General features: G+C 42.4%; 23 protein-coding genes. 15 read left to right on the top strand and 8 right to left on the bottom strand.

Features of this window, described 5'->3' with window-relative positions; all coding sequences use genetic code 11:
- Nucleotides 1-434 precede the first annotated feature (434 nt).
- From AC1DOV_RS07030 to AC1DOV_RS06990, 9 genes are all read left to right on the top strand, one after another.
- A complete protein-coding gene (locus AC1DOV_RS07030) occupies nt 435-2,003 on the top strand; it encodes a response regulator transcription factor (protein WP_477549547.1) in 1,569 nt (522 codons plus the stop codon).
- Complete coding sequence (locus AC1DOV_RS07025; protein ID WP_477549546.1) at nt 2,000-3,790, top strand: cache domain-containing sensor histidine kinase; 1,791 nt, start codon at nt 2,000-2,002, stop codon at nt 3,788-3,790. Before AC1DOV_RS07030 ends, AC1DOV_RS07025 begins: the two co-directional genes overlap by 4 nt.
- A 178-nt stretch (nt 3,791-3,968) precedes the next feature.
- Nucleotides 3,969-5,270, top strand: a complete 1,302-nt coding sequence (locus AC1DOV_RS07020; RefSeq protein ID WP_477549545.1) for an ABC transporter substrate-binding protein — start codon at nt 3,969-3,971, stop codon at nt 5,268-5,270.
- A 23-nt stretch (nt 5,271-5,293) separates the two neighbouring features.
- The gene (locus AC1DOV_RS07015) at nt 5,294-5,452 is read left to right on the top strand and encodes a hypothetical protein (protein WP_441874874.1); all 159 of its coding nucleotides are present in this window, start codon (nt 5,294-5,296) and stop codon (nt 5,450-5,452) included.
- 3 nt (nt 5,453-5,455) lie between these two features.
- Nucleotides 5,456-5,956 (top strand): hypothetical protein, encoded by a 501-nt coding sequence (locus AC1DOV_RS07010; protein WP_477549544.1) that lies wholly within the window; start codon nt 5,456-5,458, stop codon nt 5,954-5,956.
- Nucleotides 5,953-6,165: a helix-turn-helix transcriptional regulator gene (locus tag AC1DOV_RS07005; RefSeq protein WP_477549543.1), complete on the top strand. Its 213-nt coding sequence runs from the start codon at nt 5,953-5,955 to the stop codon at nt 6,163-6,165. Before AC1DOV_RS07010 ends, AC1DOV_RS07005 begins: the two co-directional genes overlap by 4 nt.
- A gap of 3 nt (nt 6,166-6,168) precedes the next feature.
- Entirely contained in the window at nt 6,169-6,996 is an 828-nt protein-coding gene (locus AC1DOV_RS07000) for a hypothetical protein (protein ID WP_477549542.1), read from the top strand.
- Nucleotides 6,997-7,271: 275 nt separating this feature from the next.
- Nucleotides 7,272-9,896, top strand: coding sequence for a glycoside hydrolase family 3 protein (locus AC1DOV_RS06995; protein WP_477549541.1), 2,625 nt, complete (start codon nt 7,272-7,274; stop codon nt 9,894-9,896).
- Nucleotides 9,897-10,685: 789 nt separating this feature from the next.
- A complete protein-coding gene (locus AC1DOV_RS06990; RefSeq protein WP_477549540.1) occupies nt 10,686-11,018 on the top strand; it encodes a CatA-like O-acetyltransferase in 333 nt (110 codons plus the stop codon).
- 310 nt (nt 11,019-11,328) lie between these two features.
- Here the strand turns inward: AC1DOV_RS06990 and AC1DOV_RS06985 are convergent, their stop codons facing one another.
- Nucleotides 11,329-12,747 carry a glycosyltransferase family 4 protein gene (locus AC1DOV_RS06985; protein WP_477549539.1) on the bottom strand — a complete coding sequence of 473 codons (1,419 nt, stop codon included), beginning with the start codon at nt 12,745-12,747 and terminating at the stop codon, nt 11,329-11,331.
- 266 nt (nt 12,748-13,013) lie between these two features.
- On the opposite strand from AC1DOV_RS06985, the gene AC1DOV_RS06980 reads away from it, so the two are divergent.
- Genes AC1DOV_RS06980 through AC1DOV_RS06960 form a run of 5 tightly spaced genes read left to right on the top strand, consistent with a single transcriptional unit; the run spans nt 13,014 to nt 19,141 of the window.
- Entirely contained in the window at nt 13,014-14,291 is a 1,278-nt protein-coding gene (locus AC1DOV_RS06980; RefSeq protein ID WP_441874886.1) for a nucleotide sugar dehydrogenase, read from the top strand.
- A 15-nt stretch (nt 14,292-14,306) separates the two neighbouring features.
- Nucleotides 14,307-15,269, top strand: coding sequence for an NAD-dependent epimerase/dehydratase family protein (locus AC1DOV_RS06975; protein ID WP_477549538.1), 963 nt, complete (start codon nt 14,307-14,309; stop codon nt 15,267-15,269).
- 34 nt (nt 15,270-15,303) lie between these two features.
- Entirely contained in the window at nt 15,304-16,524 is a 1,221-nt protein-coding gene (locus AC1DOV_RS06970; RefSeq protein WP_441874890.1) for a glycosyltransferase family 4 protein, read from the top strand.
- The gene (locus tag AC1DOV_RS06965; RefSeq protein WP_441874892.1) at nt 16,521-17,879 is read left to right on the top strand and encodes a glycosyltransferase family 4 protein; all 1,359 of its coding nucleotides are present in this window, start codon (nt 16,521-16,523) and stop codon (nt 17,877-17,879) included. The genes AC1DOV_RS06970 and AC1DOV_RS06965 overlap by 4 nt, the downstream gene beginning before the upstream one ends.
- Nucleotides 17,880-17,905: 26 nt before the next feature.
- A complete protein-coding gene (locus AC1DOV_RS06960; protein WP_441874894.1) occupies nt 17,906-19,141 on the top strand; it encodes a sialidase family protein in 1,236 nt (411 codons plus the stop codon).
- A gap of 87 nt (nt 19,142-19,228) precedes the next feature.
- Here the strand turns inward: AC1DOV_RS06960 and AC1DOV_RS06955 are convergent, their stop codons facing one another.
- Genes AC1DOV_RS06955 through AC1DOV_RS06945 form a run of 3 tightly spaced genes read right to left on the bottom strand, consistent with a single transcriptional unit; the run spans nt 19,229 to nt 20,667 of the window.
- A complete protein-coding gene (locus tag AC1DOV_RS06955; RefSeq protein ID WP_441874896.1) occupies nt 19,229-19,687 on the bottom strand; it encodes a hypothetical protein in 459 nt (152 codons plus the stop codon).
- Between the two features lie 45 nt (nt 19,688-19,732).
- Entirely contained in the window at nt 19,733-20,182 is a 450-nt protein-coding gene (locus AC1DOV_RS06950) for a hypothetical protein (protein WP_076265539.1), read from the bottom strand.
- Nucleotides 20,183-20,208: 26 nt separating this feature from the next.
- Nucleotides 20,209-20,667, bottom strand: a complete 459-nt coding sequence (locus AC1DOV_RS06945; RefSeq protein WP_339203094.1) for a hypothetical protein — start codon at nt 20,665-20,667, stop codon at nt 20,209-20,211.
- A gap of 124 nt (nt 20,668-20,791) precedes the next feature.
- Between AC1DOV_RS06945 and AC1DOV_RS06940 the strand changes: the two genes are divergently transcribed.
- Nucleotides 20,792-21,430 carry a class I SAM-dependent methyltransferase gene (locus AC1DOV_RS06940; RefSeq protein WP_339203092.1) on the top strand — a complete coding sequence of 213 codons (639 nt, stop codon included), beginning with the start codon at nt 20,792-20,794 and terminating at the stop codon, nt 21,428-21,430.
- Nucleotides 21,431-21,490: 60 nt separating this feature from the next.
- Here the strand turns inward: AC1DOV_RS06940 and AC1DOV_RS06935 are convergent, their stop codons facing one another.
- The 4 genes from AC1DOV_RS06935 to AC1DOV_RS06920 form a co-directional block, all read right to left on the bottom strand.
- A complete protein-coding gene (locus tag AC1DOV_RS06935) occupies nt 21,491-22,402 on the bottom strand; it encodes an NAD-dependent epimerase/dehydratase family protein (RefSeq protein ID WP_477549537.1) in 912 nt (303 codons plus the stop codon).
- Nucleotides 22,403-22,615: 213 nt separating this feature from the next.
- Nucleotides 22,616-23,857, bottom strand: coding sequence for a sialidase family protein (locus AC1DOV_RS06930; protein ID WP_477549536.1), 1,242 nt, complete (start codon nt 23,855-23,857; stop codon nt 22,616-22,618).
- Between the two features lie 581 nt (nt 23,858-24,438).
- On the bottom strand, nt 24,439-24,891 hold the full coding sequence (locus tag AC1DOV_RS06925; protein ID WP_441874907.1) for a hypothetical protein: 453 nt from the start codon (nt 24,889-24,891) through the stop codon (nt 24,439-24,441).
- A gap of 57 nt (nt 24,892-24,948) precedes the next feature.
- Nucleotides 24,949-25,344 carry a hypothetical protein gene (locus tag AC1DOV_RS06920; RefSeq protein ID WP_477549535.1) on the bottom strand — a complete coding sequence of 132 codons (396 nt, stop codon included), beginning with the start codon at nt 25,342-25,344 and terminating at the stop codon, nt 24,949-24,951.
- Nucleotides 25,345-25,669: the final 325 nt, after the last annotated feature.

Genomic DNA, 25,669 nt, shown 5'->3' with positions numbered 1-25,669 from the left:
AGAAGATAGAGCTCAATTTGCAGACTGATTAAGGTGTATTGTTAATAAGTGGTTATTCGCAAGACACTGATTGTAAGCGATATCAAAAATTGCTTCGAAGAAAATGATGCTGTGTTTGGCAAAAACCTCCTGAATGATAAAGATTGGCCAGTCTACAACTCACGACACTCCTAACATTGTACTTATATACATTATATTACCAATATTTTCATTAAATTTCACGAGTGGTGTGTACAATTATACATGAAGTGAATACAAGCATACATGGATGAATCTGTGATATTCCTCTACACTTATAACAATTACCAAGAGTAGAGGACTGTATTTGAATGAAAGACCAAAAATGAATTACCCTGGTAATTTTCAGGGTTTTTTAGATTGAAATCAAATCGTAGCGTATTAATTATAGGTTGAAAAGCTGCAAGGGGGCAGAAATGAAACCAATATATAAGATAATGATTGTAGATGACGAAATGCTTGTTAGACAAGGAATTAAGCACCTTCTAGATTGGGAACAGGAGGGATACCGAATCGTCGCTGAGGCTTCGAATGGTCTTGAAGCTTTGGATTTGGTTGATGAGGTCAACCCTCATGTCATTCTAACAGACATCGTGATGCCAGTTATGGACGGTGAGGAATTTGTTAAGCGGGTGAAGGAGAATTACCCTCATATTGAGGTAATCGTCTTAAGCAGCTTCAGTGAATACGGCTACGTTCGCTCCACATTTCAGAGCGGAGTAGCGGACTATATCCTAAAGCCGAAGTTGGAAGCTGAATACCTGTTATCGATCTTAAATAAAACAACTGCCAAAATGGTTGGGACGCAGATGGGCGATCAAGGAATTGATATGGAGGAAAAACAGCTTACACGAATAATCGAGAAGCTAATGAGCGGATACGAGGCTTCGCAAGAACCTGGGTTGGTGCGTTCGAAGTTTCCACACAGACGCTATGCATTTTTCGGTACGGACATGAACCATATTAAAGATTCTGATGAAAAGGTGACTTTCGCAAGCCGAATAGATAGAGGGCTGCGTAAGCTCAGCAAGGACAAAGCAGCCTATATGCAGCTGAAGTTTGACAACGATTTTATTCTTTTCTTAATCAATGTGAATCCAGAGCAATGGGTCGAAATGGTCATGGAGCTCAGGTGCCTCGTCTCAGAAATGACAGAGATTAAGAGCGGTACCCAATTCGTACTTAGTCAAAGCTTCGAGGATTTTAACTGCCTTGGAGAGATTTATCGGAACAATTACTTGAAGCTTACAAGATATAGCTTTTACCTGCCGACACGAAGCCTGATTGAAAATGATCATTTACCGGGACTCTCGGATGCGTATCAAGAATACGACATGGCCGAATTATCGGAACAGCTGCGACGAAAGCAATTCCAGAAGGCGTTTACGAGCTTTCTGGAATTTGTGCATCTGTGGTCAAAGGACTATCGCACCGAAATTTTTGAATTCAAATCGTTTTTGGGGAACTTCATATTTAACGTGACGACAACACTTGGGAAAATGAAGTATGAAACCCCTGGGGGAGAAGACGCTAAATATGACTACTTCCGAAAAATTGATGAAGCTAGGTATGCCAAAGACGCAATTGCTCTTGCTGAAGCATTCATACATGAGGCAGAACATGTGATTCGCAAGGCGAACTCATTATTTAATCCGAATATATCAAATCTGCTTGAATATATTCATGAGCATTACGCTGATCCGATCACGCTGACCGGAGTGGCGAGGCAGTTTCATTTCAATGCTTCGTATCTGTCTAGTTTTTTCGCTACTCATAATGAGGAAGGTTTCAGTGAATACCTGAACAAAGTCCGGCTGGAAAAAGCGATGGAGCTTCTCTTGACGACGGGAGAATCGATATCCGAAATCAGTGCAAATGTAGGCTATTCGGACCAGAGCTATTTCACAAAGGTGTTTAAAAAGCATACCGGCATATCGCCAAGCCAGTATCGGAAACAATTCTCGGAGGAGATAAAGGAGTCATGATAAGAAATGCTGCATTAAAGCTGAAAAAGCAGGGCTTGTTCCTCAAGTTGTTTCTCGTCACGCTCATTAGCATCGTTACCGTATCGCTAATAACTCTAGCTATAACGATCAGCATGTCGGAAAAATTATTTTTTCAAACGTTCAGCATTACTAACAGCAAGCTGCTGAACCAGATGAAGACCAACCTTGAGTCTTACAACTACACGGTAGCTACTGGAGCAGCGATGATAGCTCAAAATGCCTCCATCCGAAACTATTTATCTGGGCAAGAGACGGATGCAGTATCACTTGCCACCGAAACATACCATATGACAGAAGGCATGAAGGCGATTCGGTCCAACTTTAGCGCTTATGACGTTGGGATTATGATCATAGGCGTGAATGGTCGGAGTTATTCAACAGATGCTTATTATTGGTCCACTTTCGCCGAGGAAATGAAAAACCACACCGTTATGAAAGCAACAAATGAGCAATCTGCGCAAATCCTGTATCAGCTCTATCCAGCTGGTGACAACAAAGGCATTGCGAAAGAGCAAGTGCTTGTGGCTTCCAAAGCTTTATTTGATCAACAGACAAGTAGTTTTTACGGCACCTTGTATGTTGCGATTCGTGATCGCAATTTCAGATCTTTTTATGCTAACTTTACGAGTGAAGGCAATGACGTGTTGTTGATAAATAAAAACGGATTGATAGTGTCCAGCAATCGGAGCGAGCGGATTGGGCTAATGGATAAGCCGTTATATACAGAAGTAGCAGCTCAGCAGCTCGGAGAAGAAGATGAAGGATCTGCCTATGTCATGGGTAATGAACGAATTGTGTTTTCTGAATATTTGCCGGAGTTTGATTTTTATCTGGTAAATCTAATTGACAAGAAAGCCGTGACCGGACAGATGGTGAATGCTGAAGCGGTGACGTTGACAATTATGGTCATCGTGGCGATTTCCCTTATTATCGTATTTTTAATTACCCGAAAAATGACGAAGTCCCTGCGTGTACTCGTTAAACAGATGTCGCATATTCCAACGAGTGGATTCGATAATCATATCGATATCGCTACTAGCAGTTATGAAGTTAAAGAGCTGGGCAACGCTTTTAATTATATGCTTGATGCACTGCATGATTATGTAGATCGGCTGTTGGAAACCCAAAAGCAAGTGCGTAATGCAGAGCTGGCCGCACTTCAAATGCAAATCAATCCGCACTTTCTATACAATACGCTGGCATCAATAAAGTTTTTGGTGCTGCAAGGCAATAAGGAAAAAGCAGCAGGTACGATTAATGCACTTATCTCTCTCCTGCAAAATACAGTTAGTGATGTAGAGTCCACTATTCCTGTTTGTCAGGAACTGGAGACAATGAAGCATTATGTCTATATCAATCATGTACGGTACAGTGAGAAGATACGCGTGAATTATTTTGTGGAGCCTGACAGCTTGGATTACCACATACCGAAGCTCATTCTCCAGCCTTTTATCGAAAACGCATTCTTTCACGGATTCAACATTAAAGAACAAGGAAGTATTTTGATCATGATAGCCGTGCACGAGGACCAACTAGTATGCGAGGTCGTGGATAACGGAGACGGTATGGATATAGAGCAAAAGCAGCTGAAAGTGGAGCAGATACGTACGCCGAAGAGAAAACGCCAATTTTTCTCCGGCATCGGCATACATAATGTTGACGACAGAATTAAATTAATGTACGGGGAGAATTATGGGATTAACATAACAAGCAAACAGGGAGAAGGTACTAAAATCAAAATTAACATTCCATTAATTAATAAATAAAGAATGTGCTAAACAACAAAAGAATGTGCTAGAGACGTCATGAAAAGTGAATAAACGAACTAATAATAGCACCAAAGCTAACAAAGAAAATACAAAAGAAAATGAATACAAAGTGTTAAGATGGATGCGTTATTGGAAAACGCTTTCATCTTTTTTATTTTACAAGGGGGATTATTTATTGAAAAAATTAGTTTTCGTTCTGCTTGCTGGCGTTATTCTCTTGACGGCATGTTCGTCTGGTGGAACGAAAGGCAGCCTAACAAGCTCGGGCGATGGAGGCACTTCCAACCCGAAAGAGATTACAGTTTGGGCGTGGGACCCGGCGTTTAACATTGCCGCCATGGGGGTAGCAAAGGAAGCATATTCACAGGTTCATTCGGATGTCATGATCAACATCGTGGAAAACGCGCAGGCTGATATCGTTCAAAAGCTGAACACCGTGTTGAATTCAGGTTCTACGAAAGGTTTGCCTAACATCGTATTGATCGAGGATTATCGAGCTCAGAGCTTTTTACAAGCGTATCCGAATTCGTTTTATGAATTGACAGACGCCGTAAAAGTCGAAAATTTCGCTGATTATAAGATTGATCCGACCAGTGCAGATGGCAAGCAATACGGCGTGCCATTTGATTCAGGTGTAACCGGAATGTATGTACGGACAGATTATTTGGAGCAAGCGGGCTATAGCTTAGCTGATATGGAAGAAATCGACTGGAAGCAGTATATCGAGATCGGTAAAGCTGTAAAAGAGAAGACCGGCAAAAGCATGCTCACCCTTGACCCTAACGATCTTGGACTTATTCGCATGATGATGCAATCTGCGGGGCAATGGTATACGGCTGAGGATGGCAAGACTCCGATCATTGCAGACAATGCCGCTTTAAAAGAGGCGATTGAATTGTATAAAGAAATGCTGGATTCCGGCATTGTGAAGGTGATATCGGATTGGAGCCAATTTGTTGGTGCATTCAATCATGGTGAAGTCGCCAGCGTACCTACCGGTAACTGGATTACCCCTTCAATTAAAGCTGAAGCTTCTCAGTCACAAAAGTGGGCAGTAGCTCCGCTTCCTAAGCTTGCAGTAACAAAAGGCTCCGTCCATGCATCAAGTCTTGGCGGCAGCTCTTGGTATGTAATGAATGTGGAGGGTAAAGAAGCTGCTGCCGAGTTTCTCGGAAAGACATTTGCTTCCGACACTGAACTCTATCAGTCTCTAAATACAAAGATTGGAGTTATTGGAACCCTAAAGGCTGCGGCAAGTGGAGAAGCTTACTCTGCGGCAGACGAATATTTTCAAGGCCAAAAAATCGTATCTGATTTTGCAACATGGACTGCTAAGATTCCTACCGTCAACTATGGCACGAACACTTACGCCATTGAGGATATTATCGTTGTTGCATTGCAAGCTTATTTTGGCGGGAAAGATGTAGATACCGTCCTGAAGGATGCGCAGACGCAAGCTGATACTCAAATTCGCTAAAAACATTTCAAGCGTTGCTACTCTTGGAAACAGCCCCCGACGAGTCGCTGGAAGCTATAACAGAGCTTGGCCAGCAATTGACCCGGATATTCCAGGATATGTACGATAATGATATCTGTGTTGTGATCAGCGGATTGATGGATGATGCGAAGCAGCTCCACAAACAATTTCACGAGATGTAAACGATGCTGGAAAACAAGTTCTTTTTCGATGAGGGTACGGTGATGCTTGCGAACCGCACGTCATTTGTTACGGGCGATATGGCGGCAGGAGTAAATGATGTGCTAACGGAATTGAAGCAAAACATTCAGCACAATCGATACGATATCGCGCAACTGCATGTCGAGCAACTATTTGATGCTTTGCAACACAGGGAGCATTTTACGGTTATCTATGTAAAATATGTGTGCACCGAAATTGTCAAAGCTACATTCAATGCTTCTATAACAAAGAATAATGATAGATTCAAGCATAGTTTGGAGGACATCTATAAAACGGTAAAGCTGAGTGATTTGCGTAAAGTAGTACTGAGAATTTTAAAGGCAAACGAGTCTTCCTGCGAAACGAATTCGGAAGCGACCTCCAAAGCGATCGATGAAGTCGTCCGAATAATCGAGAACGAATACCAGTCAGACTTGTCGTTGGAGTTATTGGCGGAGCGGGTTTATTATCTCCTAGTTATTTGAGCCATTTATTCAAGAAACAGAAAGGGATAAGTCTCAATAAGTTCATGACCTTGCACCGAATGGAAAGGGCAAAGGAACTGCTTATAACAACCAACCGTAAAATTATCGATATCAGCCATGATGTTGGTTATAGCAACTTTTCCTACTTCAGCTCGTTATTCAAAAATCATTTTGGTCGAACGCCTTCCAAGTGCAGAGAAGAGGCATAACCTATGAAACGGCTGATCTATGGATTGTTCAATCGTTTACGGTTTAATCAAAAACTATTTCTTTCCTATTTAATCGTTATTATCATTCCTATTATGGTGCTTGGCATATACGCCTACAATCAATCAAAGGACATGTTGAAGTTGCAGGCACTGCAAGGGATTGATAAGAATGTAAATACCGTTACTCAGAGTATTGACAATTCGGTTGAACGCTACAATCATGCGATTCGATCGATCGTATTCACTAAGATGTTTCAGAAGATCGTAGCCAATGATTATATCGACTTAGTCAATCTTTCGCGGGATTTGAATGATTTCTTAGATCCGTATTTTATTATGATGATGAACCTTGACAAGGATATTCAGAAAATAACCTTTTACACCCAGAGCACTGTGCCGGAATTCGGCGATTTAGTAGTCTCACACAAACGTGTTAGTGAGGAGCCATGGTATAACGAAGCTATCAAGGGGATAGAACCACTATGGAAATATGAGAATAACGAACTGTTTGTAGTCCATAAATTCCCAGGTAATCTAAAAGAGCGCTACACGAATATTGTTTATATACGAATTAATGAGAGCAGTTTTTTCAAAAACATTACCGATTTAGCTCAGGAGTATGGTGTCATCATCTCTGATGACAATAGTCGGATCGTATATGCGAATCAAAGTGCAAAGTTGACGGCCTTCGACTTCAAGGGCGACCGTTTTCCTATACATAATAGGGGAACGGTTGTTTTTTCTGAGTACGCCGATTTCCGAAACTCTAATGGTTCGCTATTGCTTCCGTATCTCCGATTATCCATTCATGTCCACATAGTGCAAAATTAAGTCTTGTTAGTTCAAATACTAATATGGTTTGGGAGTTTATCATCTAAGAATATGCTTTTACTAATAGACTGATAGTTTAGAGTCTGGAGAAGTTGTTTCAACTTCAGGACAACGAAAAAAACCTTAATTATGAAATTCGGTATACAGCTATGATCTTATTCCAGGCTGGGCAATATGGCCATTCAGGCTTGTGATCTTGTTCACTTGAAGTTTGACAGATACTTTAGCCAACAAATGAAAGAATCAAGCACTCAGAGAGCTAAAAGGAGAAAACAATGAGCACAAGAAAAGACTTACAACATTACCCTTATATGAATGCAAGCTTGCCTATTGAAGAAAGAGTTGCGGACCTTATATCGAGAATGTCACTTGAAGAAAAGGTAAGACAGCTTGATATTTATTCTGGAAATGAAATTTCCGATTCAGTAGAAGGCTTAAATGCAGATTTGCTTAACTACGAAAAAATGGAAAAGGTATCTGCTGGAATTGGAATCGGATGCATCCAAAACCGAAATTCCAAAGCGGAGACTGCTAATAAAATTCAGGAGTATATCATCCAAAATTCAAGATGGGGGATTCCGGTACTCTTTAGTGAAGAGGGACTTCACGGTTTTGGGTGGAAAGGCTGTACAGTGCTCCCTCAGCAGGTCGCACTCGCATCAACATTTGAGCCAGAACTCGGATATAAACAAGCGAGAGTCATCGCTTCCGAAGCGCGCAGCTTTGGTATACATGAGGTTTGGGCACCTGTTCTCGATCTAGCTAGGGAAATCCGATGGGGACGAGTGGAAGAAGGATACGGAGAGGATCCTTATCTAGGGTCTATGTTCGCGGAGAACATGGTAAGAGGGCTTCAAACGGATGACCTTACAAGACCCGATGCCGTAGTGTCGGAACCCAAACACTTTACAGGATACGGTGCTCCTAGGGGAGGACACAATTGTGCTCCGGCCATGATGGGGCATCATGATAATGCATTTTACTGTCTGCCTGTATTTGAGGCTGCTTTTCAAGCGGGTGCAATGAACACAATGTGTTCCTATAACTCTATTGACGGCACTCCTGTAGCTAGCGAACATTCGCTGCTTACTGGTGTACTTCGCGATAAGTGGGGCATGAAGGGCTTCGTACGAGCGGATATGACGGCTGTCTCCATGCTGCATACCATGCACTTTGTTGCTGAAAACAATCGGGAAGCTATCAAAATGGGTCTTGAAGCCGGTGTTGACATGCAGCTTTACGACTTTCCGCATGATATATACCAGGACAGCATTATTGACCTTGTAAAATCAGGTGAGGTGGACGAGAAAGTAGTAGACACAGCTGCTGGACGTGTACTTACAGTGAAATTTACAGTTGGAATCTTTGAAAATCCATATACAGATATCGAACTTTCTTCGAAAGTTGTGCACAGTGAGGAGCACGTACAGACGGCTCTCGAAGTTGCAAGAAAGTCGATCTGCCTGTTGAAAAACAGCAAAAATACGCTTCCTCTCAAAAGAGACATTGGCAAGATTGCAGTGATTGGACCAAGCGCGGATGTTCCCCGTTACGGAGATTACAGCAGCCCAGTTGTGCCTGAGCATGCGGTTACGCTTTTGAAAGGCATCCAAAACATCGTTTCGGAAAAGACCGAAGTTATCTACGCCAAGGGCTGCGAAATTCTGGAGTCCGACTTAATGACTATACCGGGCAAATGGCTCAAGGACAATGATGGCAACGACGGACTTGTAGGTGAGTACTACAATTCTCTTTCTTTTGAGGGAGATCCTGTTTGTGTGCGAAATGACAAACAGATAAACTTCAACTGGATTTACACAAAACCTGCTGACGGTGTAAACGCAGATAACTTCACTGTTCGTTGGACAGGCAAAATTAAACCGTGCGATACAGTGGATGGTTACATTGGACTCAGCAGCATGGACAGCATGCGTTTGTGGATCGACGGCACGCTGCTTGTTGACGGTTGGGGCGACCTTGACTCCAATCAGATGGTTGCGTTCAAATTTGTCGAAGGCGAAGAGTACGATGTTAAGGTTGAGTATCTCAATGATTCACGTGGGGTAAGGGTAATCCTCGGTTACAGCCTCGGCAACGATTATATGGACGCTGCGGTTAAAGCAGCACAAGAGGCGGATGTTGCTATTGTAGCGGTGGGTGACAACGATCAGACTAGTGGAGAGAACCTGGACAGAGCGGACCTTAATCTTCCGGGCAGACAACTTGAACTCGTCAAGAGAATTTATGAAACAGGAACGCCTGTTGTTCTTGTCCTCCAAAACGGACGTCCGATGTCGATCACATGGGAGGCAGAGCATCTGCACGCGATTATAGAGGCATGGTTTGTTGGCGAGCAGGGCGGAAATGCTATTGCAGAGGTTATTTTCGGAGATGTCAATCCTGCTGGTCGTATTCCGATGTCTTTCCCAAGATCGGTTGGTCAGCTACCTGTATACTATAACCGCACACCATTCTATGGACATAAATATGTTGAAATGGACTGGCTCCCACTGTACCCATTCGGGTTTGGTCTGAGTTACACAACATTTGCGTATTCGGATCTTGACATTTCAGCAAGGGAAATTGCTCCGGATGGAACAGTGGATGTATCGTTTAACGTAACTAATACGGGAAATGTCGCAGGTGAGGAAGTTGCTCAGCTTTATATTAGGGATGAATTCAGCAGTACGGTCAGACCAGTCAAGGAGCTTGCAGGGTTTAAGCGAATTCATCTTGAAATAGGCGAAACAAAGCGCATCACGCTTACACTGGGATACAGACAACTCCGTACACTTACTAGAAGCCATGATTGGGTTGTGGAACCGGGTAAATTTGAGGTAATGGTCGGACCAAACTCGGGCGACGTTCCGCTAACAGGAGAGTTTTTCGTTCGGAAATAAATATGTATGAGTTATCACTGCTGGTATGATTCGAAATTAGGGAGGTAGTTCATTTGCCGCGTGTTCTTTTTATACGCAGCAAGGGAACTGTATCCCTTTTTTTGGTTCCATTTACCTCTGTATTTCTCCCCATTTTATGGGAATAACATGATTATCATAAAAAATTGCTTCGAAATCAGAAAAACCTTTTGACTTTTTATTATGACCCCAATAATTACATAACGCACCGTGAGTGCTCATGAGGTTAAAGCGATTGCCGGCGATCATGAAGTAGAGGTTAGCTCAAGGAATCCGGATCAGACTTTTTCGATGAGCGTAATGATTAAAAGCGGAGTGATCATGTTATAAAGCGGAAGAAAACGGAACCTTGCGCTATTGTCACGGGATGGATGAGGTTAACAACATTCTGGAGAGAGTTAGGAACTAATGGACAATTATGATGTGTTGACTCTGCTTGCTCGATAATTATAGAGTGCTCAGTGTCGGCCGTGTTGGTCAGAAAATCAATTTGTAAAACAAAATTAAACATGATCTCAAACCACTTTCTAAAGTGGTTTTTTTATTGTCTTAATAGGTTTCTATCCTAGTTTTTTTACTCTTAATCCACCGTTCGAACAAAGCTAATTTACTTTTGCATCGTATTTATCCAGTATAAACGTTTGAATTGGATTCTAAAAATTTCTGGAGTGATGATCTTTACAGGAAAAATTATGTCTGCTAAACTAGCTACATTCTATTGTTAACCAAAATAAAAATATAAGGCTAACAATTAAACGTATTCAGCAAAAGGTGGTGTCATCCTGTGGCTATCTCTACAGTCGTTATCTTGATGACATAAAAAAGTACGGAAATGTTAAACAATTTGCCGCTAAAACATACGAACCACCGGGCACTTTCCCCATTTCTAGCATTCCTTGGGTTAGCTTCACTGGCTTTAACCTGAACATCTATAATGAGGGAACCTATTTATTACCCATCTTTACAATGGGGAAATATTTTCAGCATGACGAAAAAATACTGTTGCCATTATCTGGACAATTCCACCATGCCGGGGTGCTGTGTAATGAGCTGCAATTACGTGCAGATACTTGTACGGAATGGTTGCCAAACTACACGGGTTAAATAGAGCAAGGAGCAGCTACTACGGTAGCTGCTCCTTGTTTCTATTAAGCTAAAGGGCAGCCTGCTCATACAATAGAATCTTAATTTATACGCTTATTCATAAGCGGTTGCACAATGCTCATATCGGGAATTGTGTATCCAATAGGCATTACTTGAAGAATACGATTCCAGATGTTTTTTTGTTCAATATCATGGGCTGATGAGAATTTGGAATCGATCATCTGCTGTAAATTATGAGCAGTTAGCAATTCTGGTCTTCTCAGGTTAAAAAGTATTGATCTTCGACGTGCTTTTTTAAGCACTCGTTTAATTATCTTCTTTTTGCGAGTCTTCTTTTTCTGTTTTTTCGTTTTCTTATTTTTAATGCGATTAGATATCTTCTTCTTCGTAAGATGCGCCATTTACTTCTTCCTTTCTTTTTCTTCCGTTGAACAGGTTGTATAGGTTGTATAATTTGTGTAGGTTGTATAGTTTGCAAACTAATTCCGTTATCGATTTCTGGATGCTTGCTTTTCGCGAGATTATACAAATCGACGACACGTTCAGTCATCGCATGCAATGACCAATGTTCCTCTCCCCATCTCTTTGCATGATTTGCCAGCTCAATCAGTGATGTTGAATCATCTTCATCTAAGGCTGATCTTAAGCAATGAAATAGCTGATCTCTATCTCCAGCATGAAATACAAGTCCAGTCGATGAGTGGGTTACCATTTCTGGAATACCACCAGCGTCTGAAGTGATAACTGGCTTGCCTGCAATTTGTGCTTCGATAATGGCAAATGGCTGGTTATCCTGCATGCTGGGCAGGACGACAAAATCAGCTTGTCGAAGCAATTCAGGAACATCCTCGCGGTTTCCCATAAAGATAACGTGATCAGTAAGACCGAGATTATTGGCAGTTTGCGTTATTTCTTCACGAAGAAAACCATCTCCTACGAACCAACAAATCCAATCCGTACGTTCTTCTTTTAGTTTGGCTAGTGCATAGATGAGATGGATTTGACCTTTCACAACATCAAAGCGTGCAGGGCACATAAATACTTTCTTCTCAGCAGGTCTTGTAACATTTGATTCTCGATTCATGTTTTGAAGAAACTCGTCAATGTCAAAACCATAATGGCTGACTGTAATACTATGTTCTGGAACAGAAAATTCATTTACTAAAACATCTTTTAACCACTGCGAGGGCGAGATTGTTACATCACTGACGGTTGCACCCAAATTTTCACGTATGGCCGAATAGTGCCAAAGCGGGGTATTTGTGTCTTGTTCCAGTAACCCCAATTCTTTCAACTTAACAAACCACTCTTTGGTGAGACAGCCATGAATTGTCGTTACTAAAGGAGTTTTAGGAGATTTAACACGTGACAACGCATGTGCGCTAACAATGTCCTGTGCATGGATAATGTCATAATCGGATAAGTCGAAGTACAAGGCAGCTGCTTCAATACAATACCGCTCAATTTCGGTGCTAGTTATCCATGGATCAGTTCCGGGCAAATAGTGATTCATATAGAGACTAGTCTGATCGGCAATAAGAGATGTTAGTTTGCTTTTATCAATGAATAAGCTTTTTCCTGGGACATGGAATCCCTGTCCATCTGGCGTCGGGGAGAATATATCTACGTGATGCCCTGTGAGCTGTAATCCTTTTGACAACTGATTGACATACGTATTTACGCCACCTGCATGAGGTAGAGACCAGCTGCAGGCGATTAGTATTCGCATTTGTTCCCCTCCGGTCAATTTGTCTGTCATTCCACTATCATATGAGTCTATTACAATAATGTTAACGTACATCCACCTATTTTTCTCTCGTATCATTACAGGCGATTGTCAATCAACAATTGCATCCAGTCGGTATAATTCAATATCCTCAAAATCTTATAAACTTCGTGACATTCTACTATTTCTGTAAAATATAGACTTTTATCTAATGCGATTTTGATTAATTTTCGTATGATGCTAGAAGATTAGTCAAAGGAGTTGAGAGAGTGAAAGAGCATGCTACTAATTATAAAATTGGTATTATTGGGCTAGGGTACGTTGGATTGCCATTGGCTGAGTTGTTTCTTGAGAAAGGAAATACGGTTTATGGTATTGATACTGATGAACGAAAAATCAATATGTTAAACAAGCGTCAATCCTATTTGTCTGACTATAAGAAAAACGAGATTCGAAATCTTTTCAGTAAAAATAGTTTTCATGTTGGGACTACCTTCAATGTCATCGAGAAAGTCGATGTCATAATCATTTGTGTGCCTACGCCGCTAGATGATCATGATCAACCTGATTTGAAATATGTGATTGGAGCTGCACAAAATTTGCTTCCACATTTGCGAAGAGGTCAACTCATTGTATTGGAAAGTTCTACGTACCCGGGAACTTGTGAGGAGCTGCTTAAGCCGATATTGGAGTCCACTGGTCTCCTAGTAGGCAAAGAAATTTCGCTCGCATATTCACCAGAACGAATTGATCCCGGTTCGAAATGGGAATTGGAGCATATCCCCAAAGTTGTCGGAGGCGTAACGCCATCATGCACATCGTATGCCAAGGAAGTATATGAAGCAGTGTTTAAACGCATGGTCGTCGTGTCTTCACCGCGCGTTGCCGAAATGACGAAGCTGCTCGAGAACAGTCAGCGTTATTTGAATATCTCTTTTATGAACAGTCTGTTGAAGATATGCGAGGAGCTGGATATAAGCCTATGGGAAGTGATCGAGGCAGCAGGTACAAAGCCATATGGTTTTACGAAATATTATCCAGGTCCTGGTGTTGGCGGACATTGTATACCGGTTGACCCATTATATTTGTTGTGGAAGTCGAGGGAACACCATATTGATCTGCCTTTTATTGAGCTTTGCCGTCAGGTAAATGAGGATATGCCTAGTTTAATAGTAGAACGGGTTGCAAAGACTTTGCGTCCTAAAGAGCTAAACGAATGCAATGTACTTGTCATCGGGGTTACGTATAAGAAAGATGTAAATGATATGCGAGAGTCCATCGCGCTGCACATTATAGAGCAACTGCTAGAATCCGGAGTTAAGGTAGATTATTTTGACCCGTATGTAAATGAACTGAAAATTGGCGAAACGGTGCTTCATGCAGTCCCGCTTACGGCACGAAATATGAGAAATATTGATTGTACGTTAATTTTAACGGATCATTCGAATATTCCTTACGAGCTATTTGTGAAACACACACCTGTTGTCATAGATACACGCAATGCTACAAGCAAAGTCGCAGACCGTAAAAACGTCATCTTACTTTAAAAGGGGGGGATTTCAATGAAAATAGTAGTAACTGGTGGCGCAGGTTTTATCGGCTCACATTTAGTTGAGCGTTTGCTGGAGGAAGGCCACACCGTTTGGACAATAGATGATTTCTCGAATGGGCGGCCGGAATTTTTATCCCATCTCCAAAATCATAAACGTCACACACTTATCCAAGGCTCAGTAATGGATCGAGTGGTGATGAAGAAATTGATTGCCAAAGCTGATGTTGTTTACCACTTAGCGGCTGTTCTAGGCGTTAAAAATACGGTAGATGATCCCATTAAAGTTATAGAAGGCAACATTGACGGTACACGCAATGTACTTGAATTAGCATATCCGCGCCATGTCAAAGTCATTTTTGCTTCAACATCCGAAATATATGGAAAAAATGAGGAGCTGCCTTTTCACGAAATGTCCGGACGTATCTATGGTGCCCCATCTGTTCATCGTTGGTGCTATGCAACGGCGAAGTCGCTGGATGAGCATATGTGCTTTGCTTATGCCCAAAAGGGACTGCCAGTTACCGTGCTTCGGTATTTCAACGCATACGGATCTAGGCAAACAAATTCGCAATATGGCGGTGTTGTAGCACAATTCATTAAGGCAGCCTTGAAGGGAGAGCTACTTGAGGTTTATGGAGATGGGTTTCAAAAACGTTGTTTCACTTATGTAGAGGATACGATCTCTGGTACTTTAGCAGCACTCAAGCCGGAAGCTAACGGACTTGCATTCAATATCGGTACGAACCGCTCTATCTCGATTAGGGAACTTGCAAACTTGATTGTTTCTCTTAGCAATTCGACATCTTCTATCGTGTCCAAAACGTATGATGAAGCTTATGGCGCGGGTTATGAGGATATACCGGCACGAGAGCCGGACTTAACAAGATCACAAACTTTGCTTGGCTATAGACCTTCCGTGAAGTTGGAAGAAGGACTTATGAGAACAATAGATTGGTATCGAAATCATATATGATTTTTGTTCCTTTTGGCTGAAAGAGGGGTGACGGATGAAAATTGCACTTGTTTCATATTGGTGTGTTCCATATACAGGTGGAGTATCCACTTATGTATTGGCACTCAGGAAAGGACTTGAAGATAGGGGGCATGAGGTCGATATCCTCTCTCATAACGAAACTGGGCAGAATTACCACGTTGTCGATAAAGGTAAGTCGATTGATAAGCAAGCTGTATTAACTCCGATCATGCAGTATATGGGTCTTCGGTTCAATGAGAAATCATTGAATTATGATTCTTGGTTGGCAGCAATGGACGGGGAACGAATCGCTTTCCGTCAAGCATTATCCGAATTTTCCTTAAAGGAATATGACCTGATTCATGCGCAAGATGTGATCTCTGCGATTGGAGTATCTGAAGTTAAGCCGCGAACTACACCTCTTATTGTAACCCTTCACGGGAAACTAGAAGCCGAATGGAGGCTTCAAGGTTATATTTCTGATGATACCCTATCTGAACAATGGGGAAATGCGCTCGATCATTATGGAAGCATGGTTGGTGATTGGAATATTTACCCTTCCAAATGGCTTAAACAACAATATGAATCAACTGGGCTCATGAATGATATACAAATGGATGTTATTCCATATGGATTCGATACGTTATCTTTCCTCCATAAATCTACTAATGGAATAATAACGACTAAACCAGAAGGGGTGAAGCTGTTGGTCTGTCCCGCGCGTCTAGATCAGGTGAAAGGCCATGATGTTTTATTCCATGCACTTTCATTGCTGTTAAAGAACCGTTCGGATTGGATATGTTGGTTGATCGGAGACGGACCGCTGCGGGATAGTCTTGAACAAGTGATGAACCAGTATAATCTGGAGGGCCATGTCAAGTTTCTTGGACATCGGAACGATATGGCAGCTCTATTGAAGGAAGCGGATTACGTTGTAGTGCCAAGCATTCATGATAATTTTCCGTTCGTGGTCATGGAATCGCAAGCAATGGGGAAACCGATCATTGCTTCAGCAGTAGGAGGTATTCCAGAGATGATAACTCATGGCGAGAACGGTTTATTAGTGCCAGCCGGTCGAGCAGATTTGTTATGCAGCCAAATTCATAAACTATTCAATGATGACTCTCTTCGAAAACGTCTGGCCAATAAAGCCAGATCTTATGGACTCAAAAAATGGTCATTGGATAAGATGTGCGATCGAACTTTACAGCTGTACGAAAAGGCGCTTCAAGTCAAGCGAGGTGAAGTAAATTGAAAATTTTACTTGCAACGTACTGGCTGATCCCCCATGTTGGAGGGGTTTGGGTCTATATTCAAGATTTAAAAGCAAGCTTGGAACGACTAGGTCATGAGGTGGATGTGTTCGCTAGGCATCCGGATGAAAATAGCTATTATATGGCTAATACTGGTGAGGGGGTAGAGAAAGAGAGATTTAAACGGCTCGTCGAAGGCGAAATACGAGCGATCTACGCTCCATACCAGTCGCTAATTGATCCATGGATTGTTGAACAGGAAATTGAGTTCTGCTCTTATGCCCTTGCAGCATCTTATTTTGGACTTGGAAAATATGATTTGATTCATACTCAGGATGTCATTTCATCCCGAGCACTATGGCAAATTAAACCGGAAGAGATACCATTAATAAGTACAATCCATGGATGTCTCTCAACTGACTACTGGGTATCGCTCGAAGGGAAATTGCCGTCCGATACGATTTGGAAGTATGCATGTGCTCGGGAGTATTATGGCGCAACCTCAAGCGATTTGACTATTGTTCCGACGAAATGGCTGCATGATACGCTCGTTGGATATATGGTGCCTTCCCAGCATATGGAGGTTATCCCATATGGGATGAACGTGGAGCTATATTTGCAACGGATGAATGAACGCTCTACCTTTACGATACCGGATGCAGCGAATGTCATCATCTGTCCTGCGCGATTTGACAAAGTAAAAGGGCACAGCTGTTTACTAGATGCTCTGTATACTCTCAAACAAATAAGAAATGATTGGATATGTCTACTCGTTGGTGATGGGAATCTTCGGTCAGAGTTAGAGTCGAAAGCAAACCGCTTGGGCTTAGCTAGTCACGTAATTTTTACGGGCAGCAGAAATGACGTTCCGTCATTGATTAAGCAGTCTGATATCGTCGTGCTCGCAAGCTTAAATGACAATCATCCGTTTACTGTCATGGAAGCGCAGATTGCACATAAGCCACTCGTTGTTTCCAATGCTGGCGGTATTCCGGAAATGGTGAAACACAATCATACGGGATTGGTTGCAAAAGCTGGGGACAGTGACGAATTGTCACACTGCTTGAATGCACTGTTGGATGATCATAAGCTTCGCAATAAGCTTGCAGCAAATGGTTACAAATGGGGCGTGAAACGATGGTCACTAACGACCATGGAGCAGCTAACCACCCATCTTTATGAACAGCTCTTGAACAAACAGCGTATACGAAAAGTAACACATCCTCCGAAACATGCTGGAAGACATGGGGCATGGATAAGCTCATCACTAAGAGAAGTGTACAATATGTACATCCCGCAATCCTATTCAATTGTTGATGATCATATTATTGGTTCCGTTCTATATCAAGGAAAATAAAAAAACTATCTGAAAGGAAAGATTTCATGACCAATATACAAATCACTCCATCAGGTCCTCAACAAGAACCTTCCATCGCTCTTAATTCACTGGATCAATCTACTGTCATCGTAACAACGAATGATCTGCGGTCGGGGAATAATATGACGACGATCTACCGGTCAGTCAATGGCGGTGCATCATACACCGAGATGCTGAATCCCCCTCCAGCGGGGTTCGCGGCATCAGGTGATGGTGTAGCAGCGTACGGTTATCCTAATCTGTTTCTTGTTGCAGCGACAGCTTTGAATGTGAACCCTGTAAGGGACTCGTCCATTATCGTGTACCGCTCGACGAACAATGGCGCCTCCTTTTCAACCCCAATCATTGTAAACCAGGGGTTTGGCACCGCGGTATATAACGACAAGCCGTCAATACGCATAGATACGTCGAATGGCAGTCCGTATCTTGGTCAAGCGTATATTGCTTTTACACGTTATTTCAACAATTTCCAAAGCTCTGAAACATTGATTTCGCGATCACTAGACCAAGGGATAACCTGGTCTACTCCCTTTCTGTTAACAAATCAAGTTCAAGATGTTTCGAATTTTGGATCGAGTATCGCAATTGGTCCCGCAGGCGAAATTTATGTCGGATGGATGCAATATGGTCCAGGAACGCCGCAATTTCTTATGCGCAGATCAGATGATGGGGGAGTGACGTATGGTCCTATTATTACCATATCGACAGTCTCGTTAGTTCCAACCCCTCTTCCTGTTCCAACCTTTGGTTTTCGCGTCTTGACGATTGCTTATTTAGCCGTAGATATCTCGCCATTTAACGGAGAAGGCATTGTCTATGCTGCTTGGCAAGACAACCGTACAGGTTCTGCACATATATTTCTCTCGCGATCGACTGACAAAGGCGTTTCATGGTCAACGCCAATTCAAGTAGATGATAGCCCGGTAGGATCGCAAAATATTTTGCCCAATTTAACGGTATCGCGTGATAATGGCGGGGTGAAGGTGATGTACTATACGAACCGTGTAAGCAACTCGTTAATCGATGTGTTTTTAGCTGAATCAAACAATGCCGGTTCGTCGTTTGCGCCTAATCTTCGTGTGACAAGCGTCTCCTTCGATCCGAATGCGGACCCGTCATTAGGCACTCCAACACCATCGATTGGTGATTATAACGACCTAATTGTAAAAGCAACTGGCGCAGCACTCATTGTCTGGATGGACACACGGACGGGATCACAGAACATCTTCGAGGATATCTAAACAAAGAGCGAATTGATTTCCAGCCTAACGGAAATCAATTCGCCATACTGCTTAGTATAGAAACGGTAAAGGTATCGGACTATTGTGTTATAGAAGAACGGTACCGTCCAAATGAACTGGACCAGTAATCGTAGCAACGTTTTGACCGATATGTTCAACAGTTAAGGAGTATTGCTGGAATGTGCCAACGATAGCAGGAATAGCCGTCTCGGTGTGTTGGAAAGAAGTCGTGAAATCGAGCGGTACCCATGGACCTTCACTTGCGGTTCCTAAAAATACGGAATCAGTCGTTTGGAAGACAACCGTCGCGGGGGCACTCGTTCCGCCGCGACGAATGCGGAAGAGAAGCTTCGGTACGATATTCAGGACCAGTAATTGCGCCTCCCAGCCGATGGTTGCTTTTAACTCAATCCGGTTGTTTACATTAGTAACTTGAAGAAAGATAGATGTCAGCAGCACTTCCGAACCGGGAGAAATAGAAAGGGGGAGAGACCCTGTTCCAACGGGAACTTCTTGAAACTGGTAGTCATTAATGATTACAGCCATAGCTTTCACCTCCTTTCCTATTGAAAAAAGCATGAATTGGGATATTTAAAAGCCAATCGTTGTACCCATTAACGTAACCGGACCAACTACCGTAATCGTTCCGAGTCCATTGCTTTGCACAGTCAAAAAGTATTGTTGAAACGAACCGACAAGGCTTTGATCAGGCGATTCTACGTGATTTAAAGTTGTTGTTATGATGTTCGAGATTAACCCGCCTGTTCCTAAAAATTCCGAATCTGTTGTTTGATAGACCTCAGGGAATGCCACCGTAGAACCCCCGCGTCGGATGCGGAATGTGAGCTTGGGTACAATCGGAAGCAAAAGTAATTCAGCTTGCCAACCGACCGTAGCTTGCAATACTAATTTATTGCTTGTGCTCGTGACATTAAGAAATACGGATGTTAATAACGTTTCGGTACCGGCAGCCAGCAATAATGGTAATGACTGTGTGTTTTGCTTCACCTCTTGTGACGCAAAATCAACTAAAAATGCCATACTCTCAACTCCTTTTTAATCGTAAATTACCCGATAATTGATCCTAATAATGTAACGGGTCCAATAATTGTCGCCCCACCCGTGCCGCTCAGTTGCGCGGTTAAAAAATACTGTTGATAGGTTCCTGCAATTGCGGGGGTATCAGGAGAGTCGGAACGCTGAAGGGATGTAGTCAAGTCAGAAGTCAGTACCGGTATCAAGTTGCCAGCTCCGAGAAAAACGGAATCTGTAGTCTGAAAGATGAGCGTGCTAGCGGGTGTGAATCCACCGCGGCGGATACGGAAGATGACCTCAGGAACAAGGGGCAGCAGTGATAGTTGAGCCTCCCAGCCGACGGTAGCAGACAGTTCCACTTCCACATTTGCATTAGCGATATTAAGAAAGATAGAGGTCAGCAAAACTTCTGTTCCAGCTGGCAAATTAAGAGGAAGCGACATTTGTCCGATAGAAACTTCTTGTGATGCAAAATCAATCAATTGAGCCATTTACGCAGCTCCTTTCCTGTTCAATTGAATATTACATTATAGTAGATTCATAGATTCACATTGCGGACACGGATAGATGTACCCGTTTAAAGGTTTGATTTTTTTGGTTATTGGAGGAAAGAGAATGGATGACGAAATTACGAAGATGGAACGAATGTACGCGACGTCCTTCCACGATGTCATGATGGATCATCATTATCGATATCATTTTGCATTGAACTACATTCGTCGTGGAGATTATATATTGGATGCGGCTTGCGGCTCAGGGTATGGCACTCATTACTTGGCTACAAACTCTGCTTGCACACTGACTGTCGGTGTGGATCGATCGGATCATGCATTAAATTGGGCGATTGATCATTTCTACTGCGACAAAACCGTTTATGTGAAAAGCGACTTATCTGGATTGTTTCAAGAAGAACTTCCTATCCAAAAGTTCGATGTTATTACCTGCTTCGAAACCGTCGAGCATATGAAGGATGATCGGTCATTCGTCCAGAAGCTTTATGATTCTCTTAATGTAAACGGCATTCTTCTTATCTCAGCACCAAATGAAAAGGTTATTCCGCATTTGAACAATCCGTACTTCCTAGGTGGTGTGAATCCTCATCACTATCGCCATTATCAACCTAATGAATTGTCCAGCTTGTTGACGGATTGTGGCTTTCGTATCCAACAGGTATGTACACAAGATAATGAGACGTATGAGCTTATTATAGGCCGTGATGATGGTTTTACAACGGTTCTTGTTGCCATGAAATGAATAAAAAATAGGCGATCGCTCTCAGGCTGAATGCCGAGAAACGATCGCCGCTTTAGCCTATTATTTACGGTAATACTCATAAGTTTGTGTTAATCCTTCGATTAAGCTAACTTTCGGCCGCCAACGCAATATTTGTTCAGCTTTCAAATTATCGAGACAGCTGTCCATAATATCACCTGGCCGCTCTGGGCCATGTGCAACATCTATGGCTGAGCCGTGAATCTTATTTAACCTATGCACTAAGTTATTAATCGAAGTAGGCAAGGCTGTACTTATGTTGATCGTTTCTTGATTCCCTTGACGGCTCGCAGCTATATTTGCTCTTACAACATCTTGCACAAAAATAAAATCGCGATTCTGATTGCCGCTGCCATGCACAAAAAGCGGAAGCCCCTTATGCAGGTTGCTCATAAATATGGCAATAACGCCACCTTCACCTTTTGCAGTTTGACGAGGACCATATACGTTGCTATAACGTAATATCGTGTAGTTAATGCCGTTCAATTCATGAAACAATCGAATATAGCACTCGCTTGCATGTTTGGATAAACCATAATAGGAAATCGGAGAAGGTAATGCATCCTCCGATGCACGTTCTTTTTTTGAGACACCATATACGGCCGAGGTAGAGGAGAATATGATTTTTCCGACGCCAGCTTGCTTGCAAGCATGAATAAGCCGCACGGTACCAACGATATTTACGTTAGCGTCGAATGCAGGGTCGGCTATCGACCGTTGAACATCAACCTGAGCTGCCATATGAAACACAACATCCGGCTTAACTGTTTGAATGATTTGAGAAGATGAATCGCTGTTTATATCTTCAATATGCAATGTTACTGCAGGATTTACATTTTTTATTGATCCAGTTGTAAGATTGTCGATAATGTGTACCTCAGCGCCATTATCGATAAGCATATCTGTAAGATGGGAACCAATAAAACCTGCACCTCCTGTAACCAAAGCTTTCATAACACAACTCCCCACTATGACGTTTTGATTCATCATATGCATAAAAAAGGGATTGGAATATGTATTCATACCCTAGGTTATAGCCAAATTGACAGCAGAAATAATAATGGAGCGGCATATATTACGCCCCTCCATGTGGATGACAAACCTGCCGGTATTATGAACGTTGCTCCGGGTACCAAGATTCCAGCTAATGCAAATAGCTTATTTAGGTTATAGGTTTGAAATAATATTTTGTATGTTGTTGATCATTCCTGTCCATACCGTAATCTGTCTGTCGGGATATGTGAATGCAACATCAATATAGTCTCCTAAAGACGGGCAAGGCTCCCCATAACTCGGATCTACGTTAGGATCAAATGAAGTGTCTGATAGGCGGGTATTAACAGCAAAAGTGGCGCCTGCATCTCCTGAAGTTGTGCCATAAACATCAAGCATACTGGAGTCGACGCGATTCGTGTAATACACAATTTGGATGAGTCCCGTACTACGAGAAACCGCAATATTCGGATAAAAATTTTGCGTACCAGTGGGGCTGTCATCCACTTGAATCGGTGTCGACCAAGTATTTCCTTGATCGGTTGACCTCGATAAGTAGATGTGCGAAAAGCCAGTCTGATAACCTTGCCAAACGGCGTATAGTATTCCTTGGCCGAGATTGGCCGAAATATCTACCGCAAGGAAGGCGCTGGTCAAGACGCGGAAAGCGAATCCGGGTACGGGAAGGGGACTTGGGACGAGGGAAATATTCGATACTACAACAATCGGATTAAAGGTCGCACCTCCATCATCGGATCGTCGAATGAGGAATTGAGGATTACCTGGTGCATACTGCGCCCATGCTACATAGACCTGTCCCGTTGGTCCTATTGCTACATTCGTGCCGAACACGGCGGTTCCTGTCGTTTGATTTGACAAAAGAATGGGAATCGACCACGTTTGTCCTAGATCGAGAGAACGTTGATAAAAAGTGCCTGAGGTGGCGAAATTGTCATAATATCGTGTAAAGCCAACATGTGCCAGACCGAGATAAGGACTTCCGTTAGAGTTATCGAGTTGAATGAAGGGTTTATCATTATATATTTGCTGTCCAAAGCCCTCACATGTAATGACCGGAGCGGAGAAAATAACTCCATTATCTGTAGAAGTATAGACGGTGATAGAAGAATCCATGACCGGATTCGTGTTCAGTGCGGTGCAGGCTATCATAAATGTATTGCGATAGCCATAAGTGCCTATAGCATTACCTTGGGTAGTAAAACCGACAGGTAGAGTCAGCGTCGGACTGGTTGGGTACGTAAACCCGCCATCCTGCGACACATATACATTGATTCTGGAAGTTCCTGTAGAAATGCTGCTAGATGTAACAATGACGGTTAAGTTGTTCAAAGTATTAACGGTAATGGAAGGCTCTTGCTGTGATTGCGCACCCATAGTAACCGGTATGTTCGTCAAATAGATGTCCTCCTCATGGTAGATTTTATATGTAGAAAAACAACTTGTCACCTACAAACGGTAGGAACAAGTTGTTTTCTTCTATTATCCTAGAACTTGCCCTGTAAGGTTTATCGGTCCGGTAATGGCCACGTTTCCGAGGCCAAAATAGGAAACGGTCAAAAAGTAGGGTACAGCGACACCAATTAACGTTGGATTTGGTACTTGCGTATGAGTGAAGGAAGTGTTAAATGATACCTGAGTTATAAAGCCCATGTTACCAGGAAATAGCTCGGAGTCCGTGGTTTGAAATACGATAGGATCTGTTGGGCTGAATCCTCCCGTACGAATACGAAAAGTTAGTTGGGGAGATACAGCCTGATTGAGAAGTTGTAACGCCCAACCGACATTTCCCCAGAATTGAAGCTGGTTCGTTGAGCTTGTGGCTGTGAGAAATATCGAAGTTAAATTAATCTCGACCCCCTGTGTTAGTCCTAGGGGCAACGATCCACCGCCTGCGGGAACCTCCTGTGTAGCATATTGCAGAATACTTGGCATAGGTCTATTCCTCACTTTTTTTAGATTACATCGGGACCCTGCTTTTAACCGAGAATCATGCCAGTAAAATTGACAGGACCAATAATTGATACATTTCCGATGCCAATTTGTTGAACAGTCAAATAATACTGTTGATAACTACCTACGATTGATGGGCTAGGATTCTCAGAATGATCAAATGAAGTATTAAAGTTGATAGGCATAATGAATTGTTGGAAGTCCGGTAAATACTGAGAATCTTGTATCTGAAAGACGATGGGGGAGCTCGATCCCGAACCTCCACGGCGAATTCGGAAGATGAGTTCAGGTATGATGGTTTGATTCAGCAGCTGTACTTCCCATCCTACGGTAGCAGATATTAATAAGTTGACGTTTGTGCTGGAAATATTGAGGAATATTGAAGTCAAGGCAAGTTCGGGGCCTGGGGTTAAATTTAAAGGGAGCGACCCTGAACCAATTGGAATTTCTTCCTTGTCGAAGTCAAGGATATTGAGCATTTAAATCACAACTCCTCTATTGTAGACTATGGTGAATTCATTGGCTGTATTCTTCAATTATCCTAATACAAACCCTGTTAAATTTACAGGACCGACAATGGAAGCATTGCCAACTCCTATATTCTGAACGGTTAAGAAATATTGTTGTGCTACTCCTATTACTGACGTTGGTGGGAGCTCCGTGTGATCAAATGCTGTAGTCATTCCAATATTCATACTGATAGCCGTGTTTCCAATTAGCAAAGCAGAATCCGATGTTTGAAACACAATCGGAGAATTCGTTCCAAATCCGCCGCGCCGAATGCGGAAGACAAGCTCGGGAGCAATAGACGTAGTGGTGATTTGTGCTTGCCATCCAATGGTAGAGTACATGAAGATATACTGATTAGAGCCGGTGACACTAAGCCAAATTTCAGTTAGTGGTAGTTCGGAAGCCCCTGCATTTACAGCCAAGGGCAAAGACCCTCCTCCGATAGGGACCTCTTCAAATTCAAAATCAAGGATATTTAACATGAGCGACATCTCCTTTATTATGATACTAGCCTTAATGACTTGTCCGATTATGATGATAGGTACAACAACCGTTACACCTTCACATTCAGACATCTCCTTTCAGTTGAAATCTACTACCATTCCACTATATTCAAACTATTTTGAAAGAAATGTACAAAAACCCCGATACAAAAGTACAATTTTCTGAGAGGAACATCCCTATGAGTTCACTTTCGTCATGTATTGGATATTCGAATGTTCTCTATTTAATAGAAGAATCTAAAAA

The sequence above is a fragment of the Paenibacillus sp. 01T47 genome, from assembly GCF_056398245.1.
The sequence above is the reverse complement of the archived record's forward strand: the minus strand, read 5'-3'. Positions and strand labels throughout refer to the sequence as shown.

What these genes read in the sequence shown, in the direction of transcription:
- AC1DOV_RS06995 (WP_477549541.1), top strand. Translation starts at nt 7,272, where the DNA reads ATGAGCACAAGAAAAGACTTACAACATTACCCTTATATGAATGCAAGC.
- AC1DOV_RS06985 (WP_477549539.1), bottom strand. Translation starts at nt 12,747, where the DNA reads ATGCGAATACTAATCGCCTGCAGCTGGTCTCTACCTCATGCAGGTGGC.
- AC1DOV_RS06945 (WP_339203094.1), bottom strand. Translation starts at nt 20,667, where the DNA reads ATGGCTCAATTGATTGATTTTGCATCACAAGAAGTTTCTATCGGACAA.
- AC1DOV_RS06970 (WP_441874890.1), top strand. Translation starts at nt 15,304, where the DNA reads ATGAAAATTGCACTTGTTTCATATTGGTGTGTTCCATATACAGGTGGA.
- AC1DOV_RS06955 (WP_441874896.1), bottom strand. Translation starts at nt 19,687, where the DNA reads ATGGCTGTAATCATTAATGACTACCAGTTTCAAGAAGTTCCCGTTGGA.
- AC1DOV_RS06935 (WP_477549537.1), bottom strand. Translation starts at nt 22,402, where the DNA reads ATGAAAGCTTTGGTTACAGGAGGTGCAGGTTTTATTGGTTCCCATCTT.
- AC1DOV_RS07000 (WP_477549542.1), top strand. Translation starts at nt 6,169, where the DNA reads ATGAAACGGCTGATCTATGGATTGTTCAATCGTTTACGGTTTAATCAA.
- AC1DOV_RS06925 (WP_441874907.1), bottom strand. Translation starts at nt 24,891, where the DNA reads ATGCTCAATATCCTTGACTTCGACAAGGAAGAAATTCCAATTGGTTCA.
- AC1DOV_RS07010 (WP_477549544.1), top strand. Translation starts at nt 5,456, where the DNA reads ATGCTGGAAAACAAGTTCTTTTTCGATGAGGGTACGGTGATGCTTGCG.
- AC1DOV_RS06950 (WP_076265539.1), bottom strand. Translation starts at nt 20,182, where the DNA reads ATGGCATTTTTAGTTGATTTTGCGTCACAAGAGGTGAAGCAAAACACA.
- AC1DOV_RS07030 (WP_477549547.1), top strand. Translation starts at nt 435, where the DNA reads ATGAAACCAATATATAAGATAATGATTGTAGATGACGAAATGCTTGTT.
- AC1DOV_RS06940 (WP_339203092.1), top strand. Translation starts at nt 20,792, where the DNA reads ATGGATGACGAAATTACGAAGATGGAACGAATGTACGCGACGTCCTTC.
- AC1DOV_RS07025 (WP_477549546.1), top strand. Translation starts at nt 2,000, where the DNA reads ATGATAAGAAATGCTGCATTAAAGCTGAAAAAGCAGGGCTTGTTCCTC.
- AC1DOV_RS06960 (WP_441874894.1), top strand. Translation starts at nt 17,906, where the DNA reads ATGACCAATATACAAATCACTCCATCAGGTCCTCAACAAGAACCTTCC.
- AC1DOV_RS06975 (WP_477549538.1), top strand. Translation starts at nt 14,307, where the DNA reads ATGAAAATAGTAGTAACTGGTGGCGCAGGTTTTATCGGCTCACATTTA.